25 protein-coding genes and 1 pseudogene are annotated in these 25738 nt (G+C 40.6%); 5 read left to right on the plus strand and 21 right to left on the minus strand.

Annotated elements, in window-relative coordinates; translation table 11 throughout:
- Window positions 1-892 precede the first annotated feature (892 nt).
- The gene (locus BS1321_RS07545; RefSeq protein ID WP_063236447.1) at window positions 893-1891 is read right to left on the minus strand and encodes an alpha/beta hydrolase; all 999 of its coding nucleotides are present in this window, start codon (window positions 1889-1891) and stop codon (window positions 893-895) included.
- Between the two features lie 682 nt (window positions 1892-2573).
- Between BS1321_RS07545 and BS1321_RS07550 the strand changes: the two genes are divergently transcribed.
- Window positions 2574-3350, plus strand: a complete 777-nt coding sequence (locus tag BS1321_RS07550; RefSeq protein ID WP_063236448.1) for a SurA N-terminal domain-containing protein — start codon at window positions 2574-2576, stop codon at window positions 3348-3350.
- Between the two features lie 185 nt (window positions 3351-3535).
- Here BS1321_RS07550 and arsC read toward each other — a convergent pair whose 3' ends face one another.
- Genes arsC through BS1321_RS07565 form a run of 3 tightly spaced genes read right to left on the minus strand, consistent with a single transcriptional unit; the run spans window position 3536 to window position 5652 of the window.
- A complete protein-coding gene (gene arsC / locus BS1321_RS07555) occupies window positions 3536-3955 on the minus strand; it encodes an arsenate reductase (thioredoxin) (RefSeq protein ID WP_063236449.1) in 420 nt (139 codons plus the stop codon).
- A gap of 32 nt (window positions 3956-3987) precedes the next feature.
- On the minus strand, window positions 3988-5286 hold the full coding sequence (locus tag BS1321_RS07560) for an arsenical efflux pump membrane protein ArsB (protein ID WP_063236450.1): 1299 nt from the start codon (window positions 5284-5286) through the stop codon (window positions 3988-3990).
- An 18-nt stretch (window positions 5287-5304) separates the two neighbouring features.
- Window positions 5305-5652 carry an ArsR/SmtB family transcription factor gene (locus BS1321_RS07565; protein WP_063236451.1) on the minus strand — a complete coding sequence of 116 codons (348 nt, stop codon included), beginning with the start codon at window positions 5650-5652 and terminating at the stop codon, window positions 5305-5307.
- Between the two features lie 381 nt (window positions 5653-6033).
- Here BS1321_RS07565 and BS1321_RS07570 point away from each other — a divergent pair, with 381 nt between their 5' ends.
- Together BS1321_RS07570 and BS1321_RS07575 are read left to right on the plus strand one after the other, a co-directional pair.
- Window positions 6034-6396 carry a YrdB family protein gene (locus BS1321_RS07570; RefSeq protein WP_002144369.1) on the plus strand — a complete coding sequence of 121 codons (363 nt, stop codon included), beginning with the start codon at window positions 6034-6036 and terminating at the stop codon, window positions 6394-6396.
- A gap of 183 nt (window positions 6397-6579) precedes the next feature.
- Window positions 6580-7371 carry a putative protein N(5)-glutamine methyltransferase gene (locus tag BS1321_RS07575; protein WP_063236583.1) on the plus strand — a complete coding sequence of 264 codons (792 nt, stop codon included), beginning with the start codon at window positions 6580-6582 and terminating at the stop codon, window positions 7369-7371.
- A 485-nt stretch (window positions 7372-7856) separates the two neighbouring features.
- Here BS1321_RS07575 and BS1321_RS07580 read toward each other — a convergent pair.
- The 12 genes and pseudogenes from BS1321_RS07580 to BS1321_RS07635 all read right to left on the minus strand — a co-directional run bounded on the left by BS1321_RS07580 (window position 7857) and on the right by BS1321_RS07635 (window position 19579).
- Window positions 7857-9131: pseudogene (locus tag BS1321_RS07580) on the minus strand (IS110 family RNA-guided transposase).
- 333 nt (window positions 9132-9464) lie between these two features.
- Window positions 9465-9764, minus strand: coding sequence for a hypothetical protein (locus BS1321_RS07585; RefSeq protein WP_063235651.1), 300 nt, complete (start codon window positions 9762-9764; stop codon window positions 9465-9467).
- A 167-nt stretch (window positions 9765-9931) separates the two neighbouring features.
- A complete protein-coding gene (locus tag BS1321_RS07590) occupies window positions 9932-11308 on the minus strand; it encodes an FAD-dependent oxidoreductase (protein WP_094246594.1) in 1377 nt (458 codons plus the stop codon).
- Window positions 11309-11371: 63 nt separating this feature from the next.
- The gene (locus BS1321_RS07595; protein WP_063235649.1) at window positions 11372-11827 is read right to left on the minus strand and encodes a MarR family winged helix-turn-helix transcriptional regulator; all 456 of its coding nucleotides are present in this window, start codon (window positions 11825-11827) and stop codon (window positions 11372-11374) included.
- Between the two features lie 60 nt (window positions 11828-11887).
- Window positions 11888-12097, minus strand: a complete 210-nt coding sequence (locus BS1321_RS07600; protein WP_063235648.1) for a hypothetical protein — start codon at window positions 12095-12097, stop codon at window positions 11888-11890.
- Window positions 12098-12119: 22 nt separating this feature from the next.
- Window positions 12120-12605, minus strand: coding sequence for an arsinothricin resistance N-acetyltransferase ArsN1 family A (locus BS1321_RS07605; protein WP_063235647.1), 486 nt, complete (start codon window positions 12603-12605; stop codon window positions 12120-12122).
- Window positions 12606-12775: 170 nt separating this feature from the next.
- A complete protein-coding gene (locus BS1321_RS07610; protein WP_063235646.1) occupies window positions 12776-14191 on the minus strand; it encodes a SpoVR family protein in 1416 nt (471 codons plus the stop codon).
- A gap of 170 nt (window positions 14192-14361) precedes the next feature.
- A complete protein-coding gene (locus tag BS1321_RS27830) occupies window positions 14362-15441 on the minus strand; it encodes a YkvI family membrane protein (RefSeq protein ID WP_063235645.1) in 1080 nt (359 codons plus the stop codon).
- A gap of 163 nt (window positions 15442-15604) precedes the next feature.
- Window positions 15605-16714, minus strand: a complete 1110-nt coding sequence (gene menC, locus BS1321_RS07620) for an o-succinylbenzoate synthase (protein ID WP_063235644.1) — start codon at window positions 16712-16714, stop codon at window positions 15605-15607.
- A 17-nt stretch (window positions 16715-16731) separates the two neighbouring features.
- Complete coding sequence (locus tag BS1321_RS07625; protein WP_063235643.1) at window positions 16732-17526, minus strand: GNAT family N-acetyltransferase; 795 nt, start codon at window positions 17524-17526, stop codon at window positions 16732-16734.
- A complete protein-coding gene (locus tag BS1321_RS07630; RefSeq protein WP_174524195.1) occupies window positions 17519-18673 on the minus strand; it encodes a M20 peptidase aminoacylase family protein in 1155 nt (384 codons plus the stop codon). The genes BS1321_RS07625 and BS1321_RS07630 overlap by 8 nt, the downstream gene beginning before the upstream one ends.
- Window positions 18674-18736: 63 nt before the next feature.
- Complete coding sequence (locus BS1321_RS07635) at window positions 18737-19579, minus strand: MurR/RpiR family transcriptional regulator (RefSeq protein WP_063235642.1); 843 nt, start codon at window positions 19577-19579, stop codon at window positions 18737-18739.
- 376 nt (window positions 19580-19955) lie between these two features.
- Between BS1321_RS07635 and BS1321_RS27395 the strand changes: the two genes are divergently transcribed.
- Complete coding sequence (locus tag BS1321_RS27395; protein ID WP_155726524.1) at window positions 19956-20117, plus strand: hypothetical protein; 162 nt, start codon at window positions 19956-19958, stop codon at window positions 20115-20117.
- Window positions 20118-20211: 94 nt separating this feature from the next.
- On the opposite strand, the gene BS1321_RS07640 is transcribed toward BS1321_RS27395, so the two are convergent.
- The 3 genes from BS1321_RS07640 to BS1321_RS07650 all read right to left on the minus strand — a co-directional run bounded on the left by BS1321_RS07640 (window position 20212) and on the right by BS1321_RS07650 (window position 22673).
- Window positions 20212-21093: a radical SAM/SPASM domain-containing protein gene (locus BS1321_RS07640; RefSeq protein ID WP_063235641.1), complete on the minus strand. Its 882-nt coding sequence runs from the start codon at window positions 21091-21093 to the stop codon at window positions 20212-20214.
- A 241-nt stretch (window positions 21094-21334) separates the two neighbouring features.
- Complete coding sequence (locus BS1321_RS07645; protein WP_063235640.1) at window positions 21335-21655, minus strand: DUF3889 domain-containing protein; 321 nt, start codon at window positions 21653-21655, stop codon at window positions 21335-21337.
- Between the two features lie 49 nt (window positions 21656-21704).
- Entirely contained in the window at window positions 21705-22673 is a 969-nt protein-coding gene (locus tag BS1321_RS07650) for a M14 family zinc carboxypeptidase (protein WP_063235639.1), read from the minus strand.
- A gap of 132 nt (window positions 22674-22805) precedes the next feature.
- On the opposite strand from BS1321_RS07650, the gene BS1321_RS07655 reads away from it, so the two are divergent.
- Window positions 22806-23048, plus strand: a complete 243-nt coding sequence (locus tag BS1321_RS07655) for a YhdB family protein (protein WP_048689737.1) — start codon at window positions 22806-22808, stop codon at window positions 23046-23048.
- Window positions 23049-23179: 131 nt separating this feature from the next.
- Here the strand turns inward: BS1321_RS07655 and BS1321_RS07660 are convergent, their stop codons facing one another.
- Window positions 23180-23707: an NADPH-dependent FMN reductase gene (locus tag BS1321_RS07660; protein WP_053533937.1), complete on the minus strand. Its 528-nt coding sequence runs from the start codon at window positions 23705-23707 to the stop codon at window positions 23180-23182.
- Window positions 23708-23873: 166 nt separating this feature from the next.
- Window positions 23874-25604 carry a phospho-sugar mutase gene (locus tag BS1321_RS07665; protein WP_063235638.1) on the minus strand — a complete coding sequence of 577 codons (1731 nt, stop codon included), beginning with the start codon at window positions 25602-25604 and terminating at the stop codon, window positions 23874-23876.
- Window positions 25605-25738: the final 134 nt, after the last annotated feature.

The following is a 25738-nucleotide window of genomic DNA, read 5'->3' on the forward strand; positions in this document are numbered from 1 at the left end:
AGCTTCTACAGTACCGTGCCATCACTCTCACTACTGTAAATTATAGTTATACGTCCACTATTCTTATGGACGCTTTCCTACAAACCATTTCATTGGAAGTAAGCCCTCCATGTCAGTAGCTTTCCACGTTCCATTATTCCTATCTATACATGGTACCCTTAGACTTCTCCTTTGGACCTGTTGACTTGACATTGCCTGTAACAATGTATGGACTTTCATAACAACTAATCTTACTCATCCGCATCAACACTACACTTGGTAGCCCATGCATTTCTGCATGTTAAGCTTTTAGACCCGTACATTCGGAGATTCGTCAGATTTACCTTACCGTTGGGTTTTAAAATCCATTCTAGTCATAGGTACTTTATAGACTCCCGGCCTATAGGCTACACCATCCACCTCTGGACAGCTTTCGTGTCGAAATGACCTACGGTAGCTCTCAGCCGACTTCACCGAGCTTCACACAATTTGGTTCTTACTAACCTTGTCGCATGTCGGAGTATTAGAGGAAGCCCTTCAAGGCGTTACCCTTTCATTTGACTTCTTGGAATAACAGTTCTAAAAAAACTATTCGGTTTAAGCCTAATCTTTTCAATTAGGAACGTGTCACACAGTTGTAGCTTTGCAAAGCTAGGTTTACATCACCTTTGGCTTGCTTCATCACTTCTGCAAAATCTTTCACGGCTGCTACTATATATCAGGAATTGAATATAGAGTAAACCCAGTAAAGATCTGTTCATTATAGAAAGCGGCAGGATTCTGCGGATTTACAACTGTTAGAATAGAATTTCACCTATTTTGCAGAGGTATAGTGAAATGTCCCTCTCAGTGCAGGATTTACTAAGAAAGCCTTCCGTATGATTCACGGAAGGCTTGGCCTTAATTTATTTTTTTATCTTTTGTTATTTTTATTTTCTTTACCTTTTACGTGTTTATCTAAGAAGTTAATCAAGATTTTCGTGACTTTTGGTTGCACCCAGTGAGTTCCACCATGGCCAGCACCTTTTACAACATAATAAGTGGAATCAACCCCTTTGTTAATTAAATTTTCGTGTAATATTTCAGTTTGATTTGGTGAAACTAGTGCATCTTTATCTCCGTGCATGATTAAGAATGGAGGTGCATCCTTAGTGATATACGTAATAGGATTTGCTTTGGCTGCTTTTTCAAGATTATCAAAAATCGAACCACCAGGGCTCATTACGGAAGGTCCATTTACCCACATACCTTCTGGTGCGGAAGACGATTTGTGAAGGGCCTGAACTTCTTCTGAAAAACCATATCCAACTCTCGTTAAGTCAGAAAGCCCATATAAATCGATAACTGCTTTCACATCACTGCTTTGATCTAAATTTTCCCCTTTGTCAAATTCCGCCAAACCATTTGTTGTTCCAGCAAACGCAGCAAGATATCCGCCAGCTGAACTACCCATTACAACGATATTCTCAGGGTCGATATTAAATTTTTCAGCATTGGCACGCAGGTAGCGAATGGCCGCTTTAACATCTTCAAGTGGTGAAGGGAAGGTACTCTGAGGCGTAACCCGATATTCAATACTAGCGACAACGTATCCTGCCTCCGAAATGGACATTCTTTGTTGTACAGACTTATCGTTATTAGCTGACATGAATCCACCTCCTGGGACAAATACAACTGCAGGAAGTGGTTTTTTACCTTCCGGCTGTAATATATCCATTTCTAGTGGAACATTGGAATAACCATAAATAGGTTGCTGAGAGTAAACAACATCTGAAACCAAATTAACAGAAGGTTCCTTAATAGAGACTTCTAACATTTTTGCTTTGTTGTCAGCTGCACTAGTAAGTGGAGTAGCAACAGCAAGAATACCAACCATTAGTAAAGAAAGAAAGAGAGCCTTTTTTATTTTCATTCAAATTAACCTCCTAGCAAATATTTTAAAGATTAATGATAATAACCCATTAGGATGTTGATTAATAAAATTAGAGTTATTTGAGCGCTTACATATAATGAAATAACCTACACTTTTACTCAACCACGTTCATGAATTGTATCCTCCTTTATTAGGACCTAAAATGTAATGGAAGCGCCAACAATTTATCATGTAGTCTCTTGTTAAATTGAAATTTTTTCCTTGTTTTTATATTAATAACTTGCGTGTAAAATTGTTAGCCGCTTTTTGTAGGAAAAAGGAAATGTGTTTTTGTATGTTTTGGATACTAACCTGGAAGAGGAAATATTTCCTTCTTTGATTTATAAGTTGTTTAAATCGCTTGATTCCTAGAAGAGTATCCAAGAACTTTCTGACGAATCTTTCTTTTACTAAACCGTTTTATTTTACAATAGTTACTAAGCATTGTTTTGCGATTAAGAGATAAATTACAAGTTTCTGCCTGTTTCCCATTAGGCTTATTGCATGACGAAGGGTAAATCGGTTCATTTCCACGAATGTTACACTTATATAATGAGATATTGCCTATACTATCTTCCTGTTTTATGGAAAAAAGAATGAAAATATTGTGTTTTAATGGGAAATTCCTTTATAATGCGCATTAGATGATTTTTTAGCACTGAATTTCGAGAGGAGACTGAATATGAAGAAACTATTATACCCAATCATCATTGCATTATTGGCAGTTGTTCTAACAGCTTGTGGTTCGAACGATGAAGCTGATAAGAAAAATGACGAGAAAGAAACTAAAACAACTGAGAAAGAAACGGCTAAAGCAACTGAGGAACAGCAAAAACAGATGGAAGAAATGCAGAAGAAACTAGACAAGCAAAAGGTGGATGAAAAGAAAACGGTGGCCATCGTCAATGACGAAAAAATTTCAGGTGCGGAATATAATACCGTGTTGTCTACCACACAAATGCAAATGCAGCAATTCGGACAAGATCCAACAACCAAGGAGGGAGTCAAACAAATTAAAGAGCAAACGCTCAACTCTTTAGTGGGGCAAAAATTGCTGCTTCAAGCTGCTGATAAAAAGGGCTACACAGCTTCCAAGGCCGAAATTGAAAAGGAACTTGCCGAAATCAAAAAGCAATATGAGAGTGAAGAGAAATTCAAGGAAGCGATGAAACAAGCAGGTCTGAATTCGGAAATGCTGAATGCTCAGATCGCAGAGAACATCCCATATACGAAGTACGTTGAAAAAGAGATTAAAGTGGAAGAAGCAACTGATGAAGAAATCCAAAAGTATTACGATCAGGTTGCGGAGCAAGCTAAAACAAGCGGGCAAAAGGTTCAGAAGCTCGAAGAAATGAAGCCGCAAATCAAGGAACAACTAGAGCAGCAAAAGAAACAGGAAAAGCTTGTGAAGCATGTGGAAGAACTTCAGAAAAATGCTAAGGTCGATATTAAGATTTAAAGATGAAAAGAGCTGCCAATATTGGCAGCTCTTTCTTTATGGCCTTTGGTCCGCCTACTAAACGCATTAACGCGTTTAACATCCCATGCATGTTCAAGGTCGCTCTTTATTGCTGATTATAAACAACCGTGCGATTTCTTGACAACAACTGCTGCCGCACTCCACTCACGGCCTTTCAATTTTATTTATTCACCCGTTTTAGAGAAACGTGCAATTCTGTCCCCAATTTCATCACGAACACGTTGGAAGGTAGTCCATTTTTCTTCATCTGTTCCTTCCGCTTTTGCCGGGTCATCAAAACCCCAGTGTTCACGTTTAACATTCGGTGGCGTCATTGGACATTTGTCTGCCGCATCGCCACATAATGTAACGACAAAATCGGCATTATTCAATATGTCTGGGTCGATGATATCCGATGTTTGATTGGAGATGTCCATTCCAACTTCATTCATTGCTTTTACAGCGTTAGGATTTAACCCATGTGCTTCAATTCCTGCACTAAGCACTTGCCATTCGTTACCTAAATATTTCTTCCCCCATGCCTCTGCCATTTGGCTTCTGCAAGAGTTACCAGTACATAAGAAGTAGAGTGTTTTTTTTGCCATGATGTTTCTCTCCTTTGTTAGTAAGTAACTGTTTAATGAATAATTTGTAACCATATATATAAGCCAACTAATGTGATGAACAATGTTGGGATGGTTAAGATGATTCCCGTTTTAAAGTAGGTTCCCCATGAAATTTTTACGCCTTTTAATGAAAGGACATGCAGCCATAATAACGTTGCCAAAGAACCGATCGGAGTGATTTTCGGGCCCAAGTCCGAACCGATGACATTTGCATAAATAAGGGCCTCCCTGATTGCGCCTGTTGTATGGGTATCAGATATGGCAAGGGCATCAATCATAACAGTTGGCATGTTATTCATAATGGATGACAGTATGGCGGCAATGAAGCCCATTCCCAGCGTTGCGGCAAATAATCCTTGATCAGCAGTAACTTGTATAAGGTCAGCTAAAATGTTCGTCAATCCAACGTTTCTCAATCCATACACCACGACATACATTCCAATGGAGAAGAACACAATAGCCCATGGTGCGCCTTTTACAACTGTCTTGGTATTAACAGCTGGACTTCGTCTTGCCATAAACAAGAAGAAAATTGCGATAACACCTGCAATGATGGATACAGGAATGCTGAAAAATTCACTGATAAAATAACCTACCAACAGAACACCTAAAACAATCCCAGACAGGCGAAACATTTTCACATCCCGAATGGCATCGACTGGCTTCTTCAATTGAGCCATATCATAATTCTTCGGAATGCTCTTTCTGAAGTACAAATATAATACCAGGATGCTTGCTGCTAATGAAAACAGGTTTGGTACTATCATTCTAGAGGCGAACTCAATAAACTCGATATCAAAAAAGTCAGCAGAAACAATGTTGACCAGATTACTTACCACAAGCGGTAAGGATGTAGTGTCCGCAATAAACCCACTCGCGATGATAAATGGAAAGATCATTCTCTCTTCCAACTTCAAGTTTCGAACCATCGCCAAAACAATCGGAGTTAAGATGAGAGCTGCTCCATCATTTGCGAAGAACGCAGCGACTAGGGCTCCGAGAATGCTCACATACACAAACATCCTTACTCCATTTCCCTTGGCCGCTCTAGCCATATGTAGAGCTGCCCATTCAAAGAAACCAATTTCATCTAAAATCAAGGAAATAATGATAATAGCAATGAACGCCAACGTCGCGTTCCATACAATACCCGTAACGGTAATTACATCGTTGAAGTCAACAACTCCAACTAGTAAGGCAAGTACCGCTCCCCCGCATGCTGACCATCCGATCGACAATCCCTTTGGCTGCCAGATGACGAGAGTGAGTGTTAATAAAAAGATGATAACTGCCAAAATAACTGATCCCACTGAAGTTGTACCTCCTAGTTAGTCACAACAAATCCGTTTTCCTTGTGCTGTTAATTCTTCTAATTTAAAGTTTTGACTTGGTAAGTCCTTGATGACCGTCTGAATAAATGAGTAATAGGAAGAAGACGAATTTAACGAGTAAAATATCCATTGTCCCCTTCTCGCTTCATTCACAATTCCGCTATCTTTCAGCTTTCGTAAATGTTGGCTGATAGCAGGCTGGCTCATCTCGAATAGGTCCACAAATTCACAGACACAGCATTCATGCTCAGCCATGATCTTAACCATGGTCAACCGAGTTTTATCACCTAGTAATTTAAGAATGTTTGCCGTTGTTTCTAAATCCAACGCTTCATTCGTTTGCATTGTATCCCTCCTGGCACAATCGAACAAATAAGAATATGCTTATACTATGATTCAATATCAGTGTATAAGCATATTCTTATATAATCAAGCATTAAATATTCAACAAGATAATTTTTAATTTTAGTCTGCTTAAAAGATGTTTCATAAAGGGTGTTGTTGATTTTCTTGATGAACTAACGGGGCAGGATAGTTGAAGAGTGTTGTTTAATCTTTGTTCAACAATTGGGCCATTTTCTGGAATAAAGCGATTGCTCAAATTACGGAATTTTGAAATAATTGTTATTAAGTTAAAGGGCAGATTTTAGAATATGGCCGAAACATATTGTATATAAAAAAATTAACATTAGTTTCTTAATTCTTTTTATTGGGAGGAAGAGTCGGATGGAAATAAAATGGATAGGTGTTAGCGTCCTCACCGGATTCTTTCTACTGGAGCTTGGTGCAATGGCTGCGTTCAGTTACTGGGGTTATCATATCAAGACAGGGGCAGCGGTCAAAATTATACTCGCGGTTGCCACGCCACTAGTCATAGCCACTCTATGGGGTATGTTTCTCTCCCCGAAGGCGTCGCTCCCCATCTTCTCCTTCCCCATACGAACTACGCTTAAGCTGGTTGTGTTCATTGTTGCTTCCGCAGCTTTGTACGCAAGTGGGCAAAGCGCGTTCGCAGTTACTTTTCTGACGGTGTCCCTTCTTATCGTGGCAGCAGTCTTCATCTTGAAGCTTCATAAAGTAAATATGTGAAGTGGATTAGTCTAAAACCGAACTTCGATAATCGGGCGCTATCCTGGAACAAGGATAAGCGCTCATTTTCCTTTTTAGGGCCATTTTGTAGAAGAAGGGATATTTCCTATTTTTAACGAATACAGAATTAAAATAAACTTATCAAAAGTGGTGAGGTAGATAGAAAAAAAAGTTAATTTCTTTTTGGACTGTAAAACGGAAAAACATATTATTAACAGACTTCGAAGCGCCGGTTGTGTTTTCGCAGAAGATGAGACCCGGTTAATTATCTCAGAGGCAAGGACTCTAAAGGACCTCGATAAAATGGTAGAAATGCGAGCCAACGGTTTACCTCTTGAATACGTTGTTGGATGCACAGATTTCTGTGGTCTGCGGATAGAAGTGGATCAGGGCGTTTTCGTTCCACGCAAACGTACCGAGTTTCTTGTTCGCCAGGCAGAAGCCCTGTCATGTTCTGATGATATCGTCGTTGACCTATGTTGTGGGTCAGGTGCTGTGGGTGTAGCACTGGCTACAGCTTTGGGACGGGTTGTGTTGTACTCTGTTGACATTGACCCTGTCGCAATACGATGTGCTGAACGCAATGTAACGATTTTCGATGGTCACGTTTTTGAAGGTGACCTGTATAAGGCCTTACCCGACTCACTTAAGGGCCATGTGAACATCCTAGTTGCAAATGTACCTTACGTTCCCACCAAGGCAATCAAGCTACTTCCCCAGGAGGCTCGCCTATATGAACCGAAGGTGGCGCTTGACGGAGGAGAGGATGGACTTGACATTCAGCGAAGAGTAGCTGAAGAAGCATTACTTTGGCTAGCACTGGGAGGACATCTTTTGATAGAAACGAGCGAAATGCAGACAGCCCAAACCTTTGAAATCTTTGATAGTGTTGGGCTGACTACGAAAGTGATCAGAGACGAGGAATTGGATGCTACTATAGTTGTCGGATCAAATTTTAGCTTTCATGGTAAATAAACAGTTAGTTCTAATCACAAATAAAATGATAATTTCTTGGCACTGTACTAATAACCAAAATTTCCTTATTCCAGAATCGCTTTTCTTAATGAACTCCCTCAGTTTAATAGATAATGCTCACGAATACTCGCTTATTCGCAGGATTTCAAACCACATGGTATAGGTTGCTATAGATGAACGCAAGAGATAGGACCGTTTTGATAAGATGAGGGCAGATTGAAATAGGGGATCTGTTGAAAATCCCATATTATTACATATACTGCACGCATTCTCCACGCTGCCCCTGGAGGCTTTCCCTCCCATGTCTCAACGGGTCATAATCCTATGCCCTTTCATTCCTTCGTCATGCCTATCCAAGGGGTGAAGGCCGGTTTTGCTAACGGAACGGGTCATTGCCCTTTTGTTCATTACATCCAGTACTTCGTGCTTTCTTTGAAATCCTACGAATAAGCCAACTTTCGTTAAATAACAATGTGAATGTAAATTTACGCTGCTAGTTGTTCAAATGGGAAGATCATTTCCGGTTTATAGGCAGAGCCATTACGAGCTATACCTACTAGGACACGGGCGAGTTTTCCACAAAGTTTCATGATGGATTTCATTTTCTTAATCTTCTTCACTTTAACATTATTCGAGTGTAGGGCCTTAAACTCAGGGTTATTCATCACTAGACTCATGGTCGCAAGGAAGAGGTAACGCCGCAGGCGTGATCTTCCACGTTTGGAAAGAACAATTTGGCCTTTCCACTTCCCAGAGCTTGCTTCAGCGAGATGCAATCCTGCATGACGAAGGAGCGCATTCCCGTGAGCGAACCCACTCAGATCTCCAGCTTCTCCTAAGATTCCCGCTAGTGAAATCTCGCTGATTCCTTTAATGGCAAGTATTTGCTTAACGAATGGAATCTGTTCCAAGACGTTTGTGACTTCTTGCGTCACTCTTTCGAGTTGGGATGAAGCGAGATCATATTCCTCTAATAATTGTCCCAAGTGAAGTTTATACGCATCAAGGGCTTGTTTCGTACCAATTGAACGCTTGGCCAATACAAGCAGGGAACGGGCTTTTTTATGCCCGGAATGTCGCTTCATACATGATTTCCAACCGGTTACGATATCTTGAGGCTGTAAGGAACATAATTCAGCTGGGGTAGGAAAGAGGCGTAGGGTTGCGATTGCCCCTTTACATGATACGTCTTTAAACACTTGCCGGAGCTCGGGAAAGACCACATCCACCCAGCGATTAATTTGGTTGATGGAGCTAACATGACGCTTAACGGTCACATCTCGGTTAGCCATAAGGACACGAAGTTTTTCAAATGATTCTGAAGTGGAACGAACGAAGGCATAGTAGCCATTCTTCACCATATCAGCGATGACAAGGGCATCTTATTTATCACTTTTGGATTGCGTATTATCACGATTTTCTTTGTTTCTTTTGACATGGTGAGGATTGACGGTGACGACATCCATGTTTTGTTTGACTAGCCACTTTGAAAGGTTTATCCAATAATGTCCGGTAGGTTCCATTCCGACTATCGTTGTGTCTAGGTTTTTCATTTGTTTTAGTTCCTGGATCCAGTTTAGTAATCGAGTAAAACCCTCTTCGTTATTTTCAAAAGACAAGGGTTTCCCGACCACAATGCCCCGAAAGTTTACAGCACGGGCCACGTGTAAGTGTTGGGCAATATCCACACCAACAACTAGATGTTGATCCGTAATTCTCTCAATTAGTTGATTTTGTTTGTTTTGCATTTTAAAATTCATAGTAGGGCTTCCTCCTTAAGACTTTGAGTTAGATTGGTCTCTATACTCGTATCTTACTGAGGGGCTCTATTTTTTTCAAACCTGATATTTAACGATCTACAGGAATGCTAACGGGTGCGTTAGCGCCATAAGAAGGCCGCCAATTGGCGGCCCTTTTGAAAGTATGTTTCTTACATAACTCGTACATGGGGTAACACCATCAAAACGCGGAAACGTATGCTAGGCAAATTCGACACTAAAATAACCGATCTTCCGTATGTTAAGAAGAATCGGCGATTTGTCGACAGTCTGACAGCCATTTTATTTGCTGTTTAAATTATTGTACATTCAGTTTTATTGTTCATGCGTCCAAGTGATTGATTCACCTGTGGATGGGCAGCTTGGGAACTTTTCTCCTTGCTGAAGCACCACATGTTCTCCATCTGCATCTAGATAATGTCCTGATTCCATAACAGTTTCTCCAGTTCTATGAGCGTGGCTTGCATGAGTCCAGGTTGTAGAATTTCCTGTGGAAGGACATTCAGGAAATGTTTCCCCTTGATGCAGATCTTTTTTTTCCCCAGTAGTACAAATGTAAGCACCAGCTTCTGATACAGTTTCTCCTGTGTGGTGATGGTCTGTGATGTGAGTCATAAGAATTCCTCCTTTTGATTTAACTAAACAACAACTGATAGTTTCTCACAGACCCATTAAATTATTCTATTGATGGGAAGGTAGAAATCGCAATAAATACTGCATCTGAAATAAAAAAGTATCAATATAAAAAGACCAGTCTGTTAACACCAGACTGGTCTTCTGTTTTATTCACAACAAGATTTATTATTAATATCCAATCTGGCTAGAACGGGGCTGCCACAGCAAGAACCATCCTTCGTTTCAGTTGCTGGAATATCAGAATCGCAGGAATTAGATTTCAGATTCACACTGCAAACTCCTGTTTCAGGGAGTTCCAAGTGTACTTCTTTTGCCCCTTCTACATCGCCAGTAAGATAAGCCACCACGGAACGGACTTGTTCATAGCCAGTCGCCAGTAAGAAGGTAGGTGCTCTTCCATAACTCTTCATGCCAACAATGTAGAAGTTCTTTTCAGGGTGCCGTAATTCTTGTTCACCATGCGGCCGCACGGTTCCACAACTATGAATATTGGGATCAATTAGCGGAGCAAGCGCTTCTATGCTTTCCACAGCTGAATCAAGGTTTATTCTTATTTCATTTAAAAAGGATGTATCGGGTCTGAAACCTGTACTCACAACGATTTCATCGATTTCACTGATTGTGGTTTCTTCTCCGTTACGTTCTCCCACAACAGTGATTTTATCGTTTGTTGGATACACTCCGTTAATATGAAAGGGCGTTAGAATATTGATTCGTCCAGACTCCACTAATTGCTGAATTCTTATGCCCAACTCTCCACGAGCGGCCAAGCCGTCATTTTCTTGTCCACCGTACACTTCATGGATTTGTTTTTTACGAAGAACCCAGTAGATCTTGGTATCCGTAAATTTTTGCTGTAAGGTTGCCAGATCCAATAAGGCATTTATGGCAGAATGACCGCTTCCGATCACCACGGTGGTTTTATTTTGATATCTGTTTTCTAATTGTTCGATGTTAGGGATGCCATAGTGGATTTGATTGTGTAATTGTCTCTCCGCATTCGTCCAGACTCCATTGGAAAGGATCGGGTTCGGATTAGTCCAAGTACCTGATGAATCAATCACTGCTTTCGCTTCAATGACTGTTGTGTCACCATTCACTTCTACATACAGTTGAAAGGGAACAGTGTCTCGTTTTCCTGTTTTTAATTTATCATGAGCCTTTTTGGCAACACCGACTACTTTTGCCTGTAAGATGATCTTTTCTTTCATTTCTGGAAGGTTACTCAACGGAAGAAGGTACTCTACTACCAGTTCGCGACCTGTTGGCAAAGCATTTTCGTCAGGTGACGTCCATCCATCGTTCTCCAGTAATTCCTTTGCTGCTTTATCGATGTTATATTGCCACGGAGAAAACATTCGAACGTGTCCCCACTCCAACATACTCGAACCAACGGAATCCCCCGCTTCCAATACGATAAACTTCTCCCCTTTTTTTAGTAAATGAGCGGCAGCGGCCAGCCCCACAGGACCCCCACCTATAATTGCTACGGGTAAAGCACTTTTATCAAATTGAACCATCATTATTCCCTCCTATATTTTCATTTAAAAAAAGTTGTAATTTGCAAGTATTGTCGAAAAATTATACTACCCCCAAGGAGTAGTACAACATACGGAAGACTTCAACATCCGATCATTAAGCAATGTCAGAGAACGCACGACTGATTCCTTCTCAAACTCATTCATCGTCTTGAAGATCTCATTCAAGTAATCATTCATTTGTTGATCGATGGTTTGATTGATTTTCATGCCTTCATCGGTCAGTGAAAGAATAGAAATTCTCCGATCTTCCGCATCAGGGGTTTTTGTGACTAAATTCAATTTTATTAGGGATTGGATTTGTCGACTAAACGTCGTAATATCCGTTCCCAATGTTTCTGCAATTTGCTGGATGGAAGCCTTATTTTGTCGGTTTATTTCATACAGGATATGGCTTTGAACGAGGGATATCTCAATTCCATCAGCTCTGCAACAATTTTTATTCAATAATCCAAAACGTCTTGTTAAGAGTTGGAAGAGACCTCTAAGGTTTTCATTTTCCATTACTTTCACCTCACTTTATTTATACGCTAATTATTTGCATTTTGCAACTATTTTATTCAACTATTTTTTTGTTGATCTTTTTAGCTTATTAAAAGCCGTCATGAAATTTCGGTGAGTTTGTTCTCCATAATAACACGCTTCACCTTTAAAAAAGTTTGTTTCAATGAATTCTTTTGCCTTTTCCACCACAGGTTCACGAGAAGCTAAAACCAGCTTGAAATAGGCATCAAAATAACCCACAGACAATACGCTTGAATGGTTCACTGTCATAATCCTCCTCCCCCCTAAATGTTTAAAGTAATTTCTCCATAGCCATCACATCGACAAATTCTCCGTCTAATATTCCCTGGTTCTTAAACACACCCACTTCTCGATACCCCCGTTTTTTGTACAATCCTTGACCCATCTGGTTAAAGGGAAAAGTGAATAACACAATTTTATTGAAGTCATTTTCTTTTGCGAGCTTTTCGATTGATTGCAGCAATAAACCGCCAATCCCTTTTCCTCGATGATCTCTTGAGATATAAACGGATAAATCAGCAACCCCTTTATAAGCATCGCGGCTGTTATATTGATTCAAGGAAGCCCATCCAACGATTTCTCCTTCTTGGTCGGCGACAATTACCTTATAGCGTCCGATGTGTTGGGCGAACCATTCCTCCATGTTGGTTTGATCCTTCAGCTCCGTTTCTAACGTGGCAATTCTATCCTCAATCCCTTGATTGTAAATTTCTTTGATGGAATCTATGTCCGTTTCCATCGCTTCACGAATGATCATACCTTTCCCCTTTCGTTTGACTAATGAGTTTTTCAATATTCTACAGTCGATTTATAACATTATTAGTTGCAAATTACAAATATTATAGGTTTTTTATACAAAGTAGCTCTTAACGAATAATAGAGATTGAAACAAGAAAACTGCCGAGTGACCGGCAGTTTTTTTCTGCTTTATAAATATTTCCGGTGAATACCTTTTCCATCATAGGAAAACAGGACTTCTTTTCCTTCCATGACTGATTCCATATGAACGGAGCGGCCCCAGAGCTGATGGATATATGGCATGACTTTTTCGAGATATTTCAGATCCAGTTCAATACCTTCATACCAATGCTTTAGATAAAGTTCCCCATTACGCATGAAGTCCCCATCGTTAACTGTTATATAGGGGAAACCGCCGTTAACCCTCATACTGACGAGTTGATCACGAACCTGTTCCCATGCCTTATCGACGATTTTATAATCCTTGCCCTGCTTTTGGAATAAATACATATCCTCCCGCATGACGAGGTCTTTCGTCAAATAATTGCGGATAAAGGAAATATCCGATTCGATTTCCCTGACTTCGAACATCTTTTCCCGGCCAGATCCAGGCTTGACGCCCAGCCTTATCATTTCTTCGGTTGGATTATCATAGCGTTCTTCAATATCTTCAAGCACTTTCAATCCAAGATAATAAGGGTTGATGCTGGTCCGTGATGGCTGAACGACACCTGCGTTCAGTTTTGCGAATTCAATGGCTTCCCCTGAGGATAAATCCAATTCACGGATTATGCGCTGATGCCAGTAGGATGCCCAGCCTTCATTCATGATTTTCGTTTCCAGCTGCGGCCAGAAATACAGCATCTCTTCCCTGATCATCGTCATGATATCCCGTTGCCAATCGGTTAAATCCCTGCTGTACTGTTCAATGAAAAGCATTATATCCTTTTCAGGCCTTGGCGGGAATTTTTTTCTTTTTTTAATGTTGGATTCCTTCGGTTTATCCTTATTATCAAGGTTCCATAAATCATCGTATTGTGTGGCTGTCGGTTTTATTTCCTCTTCTTCTTCCTCATCTTCCATCGTCCAGGCAAGCTTCGGTCTCATCAGCGACGGATCGATATGTTCTTCAATCGCTAAAAGTGCATCAAGGAAGGTTTCCACTTCCTTTTTGCCATGCTGGATTTCATATTCACGGATTCTTTCTGCCGTTGCCGACATACTTTCTACCATATCTCTCTTAGTATTATTGAAACGTACATTATTCTTAAAGAAATCACAATGCGCCAAAACGTGGGCAACAATCAATTTATTTTGTACAAGTGAATTGGAGTCCAGCAGAAAAGCGTAACAAGGATCAGAGTTAATGACCAGTTCATAGATCTTACTCAATCCAAAGTCGTACTGCAGCTTCATTTTATGAAATTGCTTCCCAAAGCTCCAATGAGAAAAACGGGTCGGCATCCCATAGGCACCAAATGTATAAATGATTTCTGAAGGGCATATTTCATAACGCATCGGGTAAAAATCCAACCCGAACCCAGTTGCTATTTCCGTAATTTCACTAATGGCATATTCCAGAGCCTTTTGCTCCGCTCCATTCATCCGATATCCCCCTTGTCTTCCGCCTTTAAACTAATGTATGAAAAAAAGGAGGAAAAATGCCGTGATCATGAGTAAAGGTCTTCGATAACAGAAAAAAACACCTCCATGAAGAAGATGTCAGGTGAATTGATTCATGCATTCTGCACTCAATCTTAATTTTCCCTTTAATATTAAAATTTCGCGAATTCCGTATTCACAGCCTCTTTTTTCGTTTTTGAACGGATCCAGGAAATGATGAGCGCTGCAATGATGACAAAACCTAAGTATCCTGTGATTGGGTATACCGTCCCAACCAATTTAATAAAGCCAACGAAACTTGCAAGGAAAGCGAGGATCCCGACCATAATCACGGATATTTTAAAGCGTTTCGTTTCGGCAGGCACCAACCTGGCGGTGAATGCATACAGCATCCCGACAGCGGTATTATAAATCATTCCTAAAAGGATGATTGATAGGATATATCCCAACCATGGAGAAATCTTATTCGCTAAATGAAGGGTAGGCATTCCTGAGCCTTCTATGCCATTCAAGTCGGACATCATCCCCAAATTGATCAAGAATAGCAATATCCCCAACCCGATACCTCCTAGAATGCCTCCCATACCGGCCTCTTTCTTATTCTTAAAGGTCCCTCCCATTACGGCCAGCATGGCAATTCCGGCAGTCATATTATATGAAACATAAAGTAATGAACCCATCATCCAATTTCCGGTTGCAGCCGTTCCTTTACTTGAAGATGAAATGATTTGATTGAAACTTAGATCGGATGTGAAAAATGAATAACCTGAAATAATGATCATAATAACAAATAAAAACGGTGTGACTGCACTAATGATGGACATTATTTTATTTACATTAAGTAAAAGCGTACCAATCGTGAGCACCGTCATGACGATTGCACCAACTATACTTGGAATCCCGAATTGTTCTTCAAAAATCGTTCCGGAACCGGCAATCATGATGACTGTAACGCCAAACAAGAAAAATGTGATAATAATATCGACCACCCTGCCTATATAGCGGCCGCAAATATGATCGATGATGCTTTTATGGGAGCGTGTTTGGAGAGTGCTCCCCAATTGCGTAACTTGCATGCCTAAAAACGCGAATAAAGCCGTCGCCACAACAATTCCCAATACACTGTAGATTCCAAAACTCGTGAAGAACTGTAATACTTCTTGTCCTGAAGCGAAACCTGCTCCAATGATGATTCCAATATATGCTCCTGCAAGATTTATACTGTTTTTCATATCACATACCACCCTAATTATATGATTATTCTGACAATTTAAGTTAAAAGAAATATCTTCCCTTTCATCATTATCCTGTTCTTCAATAGCCTCCCAGCTTCAAGTTAACGGGCCGATGCCCATGAAGCTGGGAGGTTCTTCAATTCCAACTCTTATTTACATATCATTTAGTATATCTTTTACTATAGGAAGTGAATTCATCGACCGCAGCGTAATCGACTTCATAGCCAATGCCTGCCGCCTTTGGAACGGTTATGACCCCATCATTCACTGTAACCTCTGGTTGGATGATGTCTTTATGCCAATAATTCGCGGATGCTGCTGTATCACCAGGCATCGTGAAGTTATCAAGTGTTGTCAATGCGATATTATGGGCACGCCCCACACCAGATTCCAACATGCCTCCGCACCAAACCGGTACATTCCTTTCTTTACATAATTCATGAATTTTCATTGCTTCCGTTAAACCGCCAACCCTGCCGATCTTAATATTAATGATTTTACAGCTTCCCAATTCAAGGGCTTTTCTTGCATCCTCCACGGAATGTATACTTTCATCCAAGCAAATCGGTGTTTTGATTTCTGCTTGTAATGTGGCATGATCAACAATATCATCCGATGACAAGGGCTGCTCGATCATCATTAAATCAAATTGATCAAGCTGCTTCAGTAATTCGATGTCTTTCAGACGGTAAGCGGAGTTTGCATCTGCCATGATCGGGACATCAGGATATCGATTGCGTACTTCCCTGATTACATCTACATCCCAACCTGGTTGAATTTTCATTTTGATTCTTTTATACCCATCCTTCAATCCAGCTTCTATCTTCGCCAGTAATTCAGGTACCGTTTTTTGGATGCCGATACTGATCCCAACATCGATTTTTTCCAGTTCCCCTCCTAAAGCCATACTTAATGGGATATTCTTTTCTTTTGCATATAAATCCCAGATGGCTCCCTCGATAGCCGACTTTGCCATATTATTTTTACGCATGTGCGAGAACATATCCGATACATCACGAGGATGCTCTATTTCTTTATCCAATACAAGCGGAATCAGAAAATCCTCCAGCATGGTCCAATTGGTTTTTATTGTTTCTTCGTTATACCAAGGTGCTGAAAAAGCCACTGATTCAGCCCAACCTGAAAGCCCCTTTCCATTTTTCACTTCCACAAGAATGAACTCCTTATCTACAAACGTTCCAAAACTTGTGGTAAAGGGAGCTACCAAATCCATATTTAAATGACGTAAACGCACTTCAGTTATTTTCATCCCGATTCCTTCCCCTCTTATTCCTGTTTTTTTAATAAATAGTTTTGAATGTTTTCTCCTTGTTCCCGTTCGATTCCGACTGCAACATATCCTTTGGCAAAAAGCGTTTTGAATAATTCACCCGTTTTTAACCGCCAATCAATCGCAAGGCGGAGATCACCTTTTTTGATTTTTTGAATATCCGTCGGAATGGGTATGGCGATCACCTCGGCATTGGTTTCGAAATGATAATCCTTGATGTAAGGAAGGCCTTGGTCATTCATGCCTGTCGTTACGATGTGTATGGCTTTATCAGAAGGTGAGGTATCTCCCTTTGCTTCCTGCCGTATATTCCATTCCACCATGAACCGATCAGTGGACAATCCTTCATTGAGGGTATCATTCATATTCCCATAACAATCTTCCATATATGTAGAGCAAACAGCTTTTAGCTTACCGATATTCAAGTTTGCATTCACACTTTCCAATGGGTCATACGTCCATGTGATCAAGTCGTAGCCTTTTTTGAGTGCTTCTTCTTTTTGTGCAAGTTTAAGTAACCTGCCGTAGCCATTCTTTTGATGAGCCGGATGGATAGCTAACATATGTGAACAAAGATACACCCTTCCGTCCTTGAATCCCGGGAAACTGTATTGAAACCCGACTAACTGGCCATTGATGTAGCCGCCTAAAACAAGCCCGCCGTTCTTGACTGCCGTAATCGTCTGATGGGTGGGAACGCAATCCATGCCCCATACAAGGACTTCCAATCGCTGCACTTCTTGTAAATCCTCTAGTGTTGATAGGGATTTAATGATTAATTCATCAGTCATGTAAGTGGCCCCCCTCTCCATATTTCTCGAAAGTCAGTATGATGGCTTTGGTCAGGATTTCAATTCCCGATAACAAAGCTTCTTTGTTGAACGTCATGTTCGGATGATGGAGCCCTGGTGCTAAATCACAGCCCAATCCAAGCATCGTCGCCTTGAGTTCAGGTCTTTTCAACGTATAAAAATGAAAATCCTCTCCTCCTGTTGTAACGACAGGGGCTACCAGATTTTCTTCCCCGAGTGTATCGGCTATCGCTTCAGACATTATTTCCTGTGCTTGATCGTTCACGATAGCTGCAGCAACATTGGTTCCCGGTTCGAGTTTCACATCGACTCCATGGACAATGGCCAAAGATTCTGCAACCTTTTCCACCTTTTTGGTGAGCTCTTCCATCACAGCATTATCCTGTGCCCGTAAATCCAATGAGAAAGTGGCTCTCCCCGGGATGATATTGGAACTTTCCCCGCCAGCAAAAAACTGCGTCATTTTTACCGAATAAGGAATGGATGGATTAAGATGGATACCATTTAATAAGGTGATGAATGCTGCTCCTATCTCGATGGCATTTTGCCCTTGATGCGGTCTTGCTCCATGTGCATCCGTCCCCGCTATTTCTCCTTTAATGAACTGAGCGGCTCCATGGACAATGGCCGGTGCCGCTTGCCCATCCTTCACTTCCTCAACCGGTCTTAAGTGCACACCATACAAGAAATCGACATCATCCAAAACTTTTTCTTCAATCATCTTCAAGGCGCCCGTACCTTTTTCTTCAGCAGGTTGAAAAATGAATTTCAGCTTGCCTCTTGGTCGAAAGTCCATTTCCTTCAATACCAGGAATACTCCAAGTGCCAAGGCCATATGCCCATCGTGTCCACAGGAATGATTGGCCTGAAACGTCCCATTCACCTCCTGCCAAAGTGCATCGATATCCGATCGTAATCCGACTGTGAAATTCCCTTTCCCGATTTCCCCAATCACCCCTGTACAGTCCTCGAATGTTTTCACCGTACATTGATTTTCCGTTAAAATATTTGAAATGAAAGCTGTCGTATTCACTTCATTCCAACTCGTTTCAGGATGTGCGTGTAAATGATCAAAGATATCGAGTATACGAGGCCTTAATTTTCCGATAGATTGTCTGATATCCATTTCTGTCTCCCCCTTGTATCCCGGTTTAATCGGCTTGTTCACCAAACTGATGGAAGTTTTATCTCAAAAGAAATAATCGTCTTGATTGAACGCATCATATATAGCTTTTCTTTCTTTGAAACCCTGTTCGTCTTTAATCGATACACCGGCTACTAAACTATTCAATAAGGAGAATAACACCGGTGCCGTATCGATAGTGGAAGTCCTAGGTGTTGAAATGGGCAATAAAATGTCAGTGTACTCAGCAATTGGAGCCAGCTCAGAATCCGTGACCCCAATTACAAATGCACCCGCTTTTTTGGCCATTTCCGTGATTTTCACAGTCTCTTTAACATAGCGGTGAAATGAAATAGCTACAAAAACGGAATTTTCAGTCATTTTATCCAACAGTAAAAAAATATCATCTGTATCAGGCCTATATAAATGGACCTCTTCCCTAACAAGCCTCAGGGTAAAGGTTAACCAATGTGCTGCCGAAAATGATAACCGATGTCCGGATATCAAAACATTGTCAGCTGCCGCCAATTTATCAACTGTTTTGGAGAAATCTTCATTTGATAGATTTTTCATTGTCTTTTCTATACTTATAATATCCTGCCCCATCACTTGAGCCATGAAGTTTGGCTGATTCGCGGCTTCAAGTTTTGAAGAATGATATTCATTCAAACTGCTGCTCTCATATATTAACTGATTGCGTATAAGTTTTTGAAGTTCCGCATATCCACTTAACCCCAATGAATAGCAAAAGCGGATGATGGTCGTTTCACTTACTCCTATATTTTTTCCGAGATTCTGAGCTGAAGTGACTGCAAATGTATGTGAGTGCACTAACAAGTATTTTGCTACCTTTTTTTGGCCAGTAGATAAATCAGGGAATACTTCTTTAACTTTTTGCTGTAAATCCATAAAACATCCCCTCTAAAGCAAGATATGAATCCAAAACTTTTAATATGACAATATGAAGTTTTAACTTCATCAATAATAGAGAGTATTTTATCACGGGACTATTAATAAAACAATAATATTCTGAATTTTTAATATAAAAAGGAGGCGATGCTTCAATCAGAAAAAAACCACGAAGATGAACTTCGTGGTTTTAGTTTGGCGACAAAATGGTGTTCGGAGTCCGAATAGTGAGGTGAAGGTCAAAAAAAATTCGTGAACGGTCGAATATAGTGCCTGAGTGGTCAAATACAGTGCGTGAACGGCTGAATAAAGTGTGGTTTAGGTCGATAAACTGCGTCAACGGCACGGCCCAAGACAGTGCAGCGGGTCGAATACAGTGCTCCGGTCTTTATGGTTTTTTACTGTATTCCTCATTGGATTGAAGAAATTAGCGACACTCCTGCCGAATTACTTGCTAGCCGAGACACCAATGGCGCTTGCGCCGAGGAGGCTTGGCAGACAGGCGGCGGAAAGGGAGCGGATTTCTGAAATCAACTGAACTTTTAAATAAAAAACTGCAGACAAACTGAGTTTTCATCGAGTTTGCCTACAGTCTGAAACCACGAAGATGGACTCCGTGGTTTTTCTTAATCTTATTTTTTATGACGCTTTGCATAGCCACAGCGTTTACATAATTCTTCAACTGCACATCTTCTTGAAAAACCATCGTACATATTTTTCGCCCGTTCACCATTTAAAATGTCTTCAAGTGATGTTTCGAATATATTTCCCAGCGGTATTTTGCCTTCACTGTCCAAGCAACATGGTACGACTGTACCATCCACCAAGATGCCTAACTGATCTCTAAGAGCATAGCAGAAAATATTTTCATCGATAATGTCACGGTCCAATTCCGGCCACTCAAATTTTTCGGCCATGTTTATATATACCCGGTCCTTCAACTTAATATTATTCTTTTGCTGAAGAGCTTCACTTAAGCGAATGTCCAATGAAAGCTTCTCCTCCAACATGCTAAGAATATCGTCGTTAAGGCCATTACTCGCTTTTAATTCATCCGTATCCATATTCCATAAACGAATGGCACAAATCACTTCACTCTTTTCATTTGCTTCATTTATGAAATCGGCAATATTACTGACATAAGAGTCAAGACTATTGCTCGTATCGTTTGCCTCAAAGCTATGAAGTGAAATATTCACCTGCCGAAGGGCTTTTTTGGAGAGCAGCTTGTCTTTTACCTTTTGAATCAAAGTACCGTTCGTTGTAATATTAACCTTCAGGTCATTTTCAGCACTGATATCCAGAAATGTACCCAAATTTTTATTTAAAAATGGTTCACCCATCAGATGAAAATAAATATGATCGGTGTGTGGTTTGATTTTCTTAATTACATCCGTAAACCCTTCAGGATCCATGAATTTCAGGGTCCTTTGCAAGCTGGAGCTTGGACAAAAATTACACTTCAAATTACATATATTCGTAATTTCCACATAAACTTTCTTAAACTTTCTCATTTTCTAATACCCCTACAATCAAGCTTATTGTTTCAATCTGATACTAACTATACTGGTTAGCTACTCATAAATGCAATGAAAACTTCATGGCAGCTGCTTTGACAGACATCACTTCCCATTGGCAACTAATCCGATATCCATCATTTTCTGGAAAACATTTAAATGCAACCAGAAAAAACATCTTCTCGAGATGAAGATGTTCGGTAAGATGCATACCTTAAATTTCCCGTTTGTTCTGATCTCACTTTCCTTTTTGCTCTGTGACCTTCAAACTAAGTAATTTTTCATTTTTCAAATCATGTTGTACGGTCACGATGACATGGAACTCATTTCCTTTATCCTTGATTAAAAAACTGAAATCGTCTTCGACTAGATTTTTCGCTGCAGTTTTTCTGCCTTTATATTCGTAATCGGTAATCTCAACTTCAGGATAATCCGCCTGCACTACAGCAATCGCAATCTTTCCGTATTTTTCGTAATCGGGTTTTTGGGCCTGTGCTGAAATCGCCCCTGATTGTATAATCAAAAAAATCCCCATTAACATCACGATGACCTTTTTCAAATTGTTTTCCTCCTCATACTTTCCTCTTAGTATTATTATGTAAAATTGTTCAGTTGTTATGCAGCTGCTTCGCTTCTTTTACAAGCATGATTCCAACTAATCGATTCCTCTTCAATTCCTCAGGAAACACAGTCAACGGCGGATTGGTTTCATCCACTAAATAACTAAGTTCGATCGTCATTCCCGGGCGGTGGAATTCAGTTATGAACCAATCCGTAAACCCGCTTCCTACCGCTTCTTTTTCCGGAAAGGTCAGTTCATATCCAGTCAATTCGGCAGTCTTTTTCGCAATCCCATAATCCCTCGCCATATTTTTCCGTTTATTTTTGTAATGCCAAAAGATTTCCCTTCCTGAGGTATGATAGGAAACAGCAATAAGGGGATCGACTTCCTTTGTGAAATCCGTAAGCGCTTTTACTTCAGCTGCTTCTAATGGTTTTCCGCCCTTATAAAATTGATACGTTGGTTTCGTTTCATGACTCATGACTTCTTTCCATCCAGCCGGATACTGCCTATTTAAATCAATACCTTTAGCGTTGGCTTTCCACCGGGACCAATCCCTGCTATATCGGTTCATTTTCCATACTGCAGCCTTTTCAAGAACATTTAGGTGGGATAAATCTCCTTGCTGGATGCTGACTCCATCTGGATTCAGCATCGGGATGAACCAGATGCTCACTTCATCCAATGATTCCGTCCGATATTCTCCAACAGGTTTGCCCGCTCGATAGGCGGCTGCATACTCTTCAAGCATGCGCATTAAAAGTATGGAGCTAAGCCATTCCCGTCCATGATGTGTTCCCACTAGCAAAATCGATCTTTTTCCTTTTCCTAACTTGACTGCCTTTATATTTTTCCCCTTTTCAGTTTTCCCGATTATTTGAACGTCCAGTTCATACTGCTTTTGGATTCCTTGCAGATCCATTTCCATCTGTTCAGGGGAATACACTTCTGCCGCCAGCGATTGTTCAGGGAAAAAAAGCAGCACCAATATTCCAATTACCATTATTTTTCTCATGTACTCACCTTTTATTTTTATTCAGGTAAAAAGCAACAACCGCGGTCCAAATACATCGCCACTTATTGTAAGGAAATGTTCTGACATATCTGAACAAAATACAAATAGCTCCTTATTAAGGGGGAGAAGAACATGAGGATTGCGGATTATGATCAGGCTTTGTTTCACACACACCGTTCTGATTGGGACAGCTTGTTAGTATTGATGGTTCGAACGAAAGATCACTTTCTTTCGAAAAAAATAGAACATTTTTTGCACGCTTACAGGTTTGAGCATGATTATCAAATTGTTCAATCCCAGTTGTATGCACTGCTTCGTTATCTGGATCATGCGGCAGAAAAAACAAGTGATTATTTAAGTGAACTTCCAAGCTAAAAACAACTATAGTTTTTGCAAAACGGGAAAATTTATACAAGAAGATTGATTAGCGGGGATATAACTTTGGCTGGTGAAACCCTATAAAAACAAGGAAGGGTCAGGTATTTAAATACCTGACCCTCATTTCATTATTTTTTCATTGTAGCATATGCAGTTGCATACATTTTAAGCTCTTCAATCATACCTTCTACAAGTACGGCAGACTCTTCAAATAAACCATCATTTTCGTAATCGAAGCAATGTGGATCCAGAACTAATTGTTTTGCGATCACATTTGCATAAAGGCTTCGACCCACTGTCCTCATGGAATTCAAGGCATTGATCCCGCCTTTTCCTCCGCCAGATACAGCCAATAATGCTACTGGTTTATGCGTGAATTGTTCACTGCTTAGAAAATCCAAGGCATTTTTCAAGGCACCGCTCATGGAGCCATGATATTCCGGAGTGGTCAGAATTACGCCATCAGCTTCCTCGATGCTTTTCCGAAGACCTTGAATCACTTCCAATTGATATTGCTCACCTTCACCTGAATATAAAGGGATTTCACTATTGCTTAAATCAATAAGTTCCGCTCCGTATTTCTTGGATATGTAGCGTGAAGCTATCCCCGTCCGCCCTTGTTTACGTGGTGAACCATTAATGATTACTAATTTCATGAATATATACCTCCATTATTCCCGATGTTTTCCGAGATCAGTCGCCAATACAGTATACCAAAACCGAAGGGGAATTTCCTAGAGTTTTGATAATTCATGCTACTAAAGATTTGCCCTCACGAAAAAACGAAAGACCAAAGAAGTCTTTCGTTTAGCTTTCATACATTTAAACTAATGCTTCAATCTTGCTCATGAAATCTTCCATGACACCCGATAACTTGGACTCAGCTTCCGGCATTGATTTACCTTGGACACCGAAGTAGAATTTTATTTTCGGTTCAGTACCTGAAGGACGTAGGCAAACCCATGTACCATCTTCAAGGAAATACTTCAAAACATTTGATTTCGGAAGCTCGATCAATTCTTCACCATTTGAAAGTAATGTACGCTTTTTACCGCTTTGATAATCTTCTTCAGCGACTACCTGAATGCCAGCTATTCGGGCAGGAGGACTTTGACGGAATTGATTCAATATTCCTTGAATCTGTTTTGCCCCCTCAATGCCCTTTAAAGTCAATGAACGCAATCCTTCCAAGTAAAAACCGTACTTTTCAAACACATTCAGCAACCCTTCATATAGTGTCAATCCCTGCTTTTTATAATGAGCACAGACTTCAACAGCCAGCACTGCCGCTTGAATGGCATCCTTATCACGTGCAAAGTCTTTAATCAGATAACCGTAGCTTTCTTCATATCCGAACAAAAAGCTATTTTCCCCGCTTTCATGATACTGATTTATTTTCTCGGCGATGAACTTAAACCCGGTAAGTACATCAACCGTCTTCAAACCATATGACTCCGCAATCGTCCGCCCGATTTCAGAAGTGACGATGGTTTTTAAGACGACTCCATTTTGAGGAAGCTTCCCTTTTTCTTTTTTCTGGGATATTAAATAATCCAGGAAAAGTGCACCTGTTTGATTTCCAGTCAGGACAACATATTGACCCATCTCGTTTTTCACGGCAATTCCAAGCCGATCGGCATCCGGGTCCGTTGCTATCAATAAGTCCGCTTCCACTTTGTTTCCAAGCTCGATCGCCATTTCAAACGCTGCTGGTTCCTCTGGATTTGGAGACTTCACTGTTGAAAAATCTGGATCTGGCATTTCTTGTTCCTTAACGATATGCAAATTTTGATACCCTAAGCTTTGCAGTGCCCTTCTGACCGATTTATTTGCCGTACCATGAAGCGGCGTAAAGACGATTGACACATCTATTTCCTCGGCAAGCTGCGGATTCTCGGGAACTGTGAGCAACTCACGGTTATATGCCGCATCCAATTCCTCCCCAATCATTTCGATTAGGCCCTGTCCTTTAAGGACTTCAGCTTCTTCAATTTGAATTTCAAGCTCACTTTCAATGGCATTCACATAGCTGATCACTTGATCCGCTGCTTCCGGTGGCAATTGTGCCCCATCTGGCCCATAAACCTTGTATCCATTATATTCAGGCGGATTGTGGCTTGCCGTGATAACGATTCCAGCAAAAGCATTCAGCTCGCGAACCGCAAATGATAATTCTGGTGTCGGACGCAATTCATCGAATAAATAAGCCTTAACCCCAAATGTTGCCAAGGTTTTAGCTGCTTCGAGTGCAAATTCCGGAGACTTATGTCTCGAATCATAAGCGATCACAGCCCCTCTTCCTTTTGCCTCTTCCCCAAACGAAGAGATATATTGAGCTAACCCAACCGTTGCCTTCCTTACAGTATAAAGATTCATCCGGTTCGTTCCCGCTCCGATTTCCCCACGCATTCCGCCTGTTCCAAATTCTAAATTTTTATAAAAGGCATCTTCGAGTTGTGCTTCATCCTGCTGCATTTCCTCAAGGAGGACACGTAATTCCCCATTTAAATTCTGGTACCCTGCCCAAGTGGTGTATAAAGATTTCCATTCCATCTCCAACATCTCCTCCCAAACGCCTTATTTGTAATTATTATGTATCTGCCTACATATACAAAATTATCACATTTATTCCAATAAATGAAGTAAAGGCTCGTAATGAAAAGAACTGAATTTTGCGTTCTTCCCAT

Origin of the sequence: Peribacillus simplex NBRC 15720 = DSM 1321, assembly GCF_002243645.1 — a bacterium.
Classification (GTDB): domain Bacteria; phylum Bacillota; class Bacilli; order Bacillales; family DSM-1321; genus Peribacillus; species Peribacillus simplex.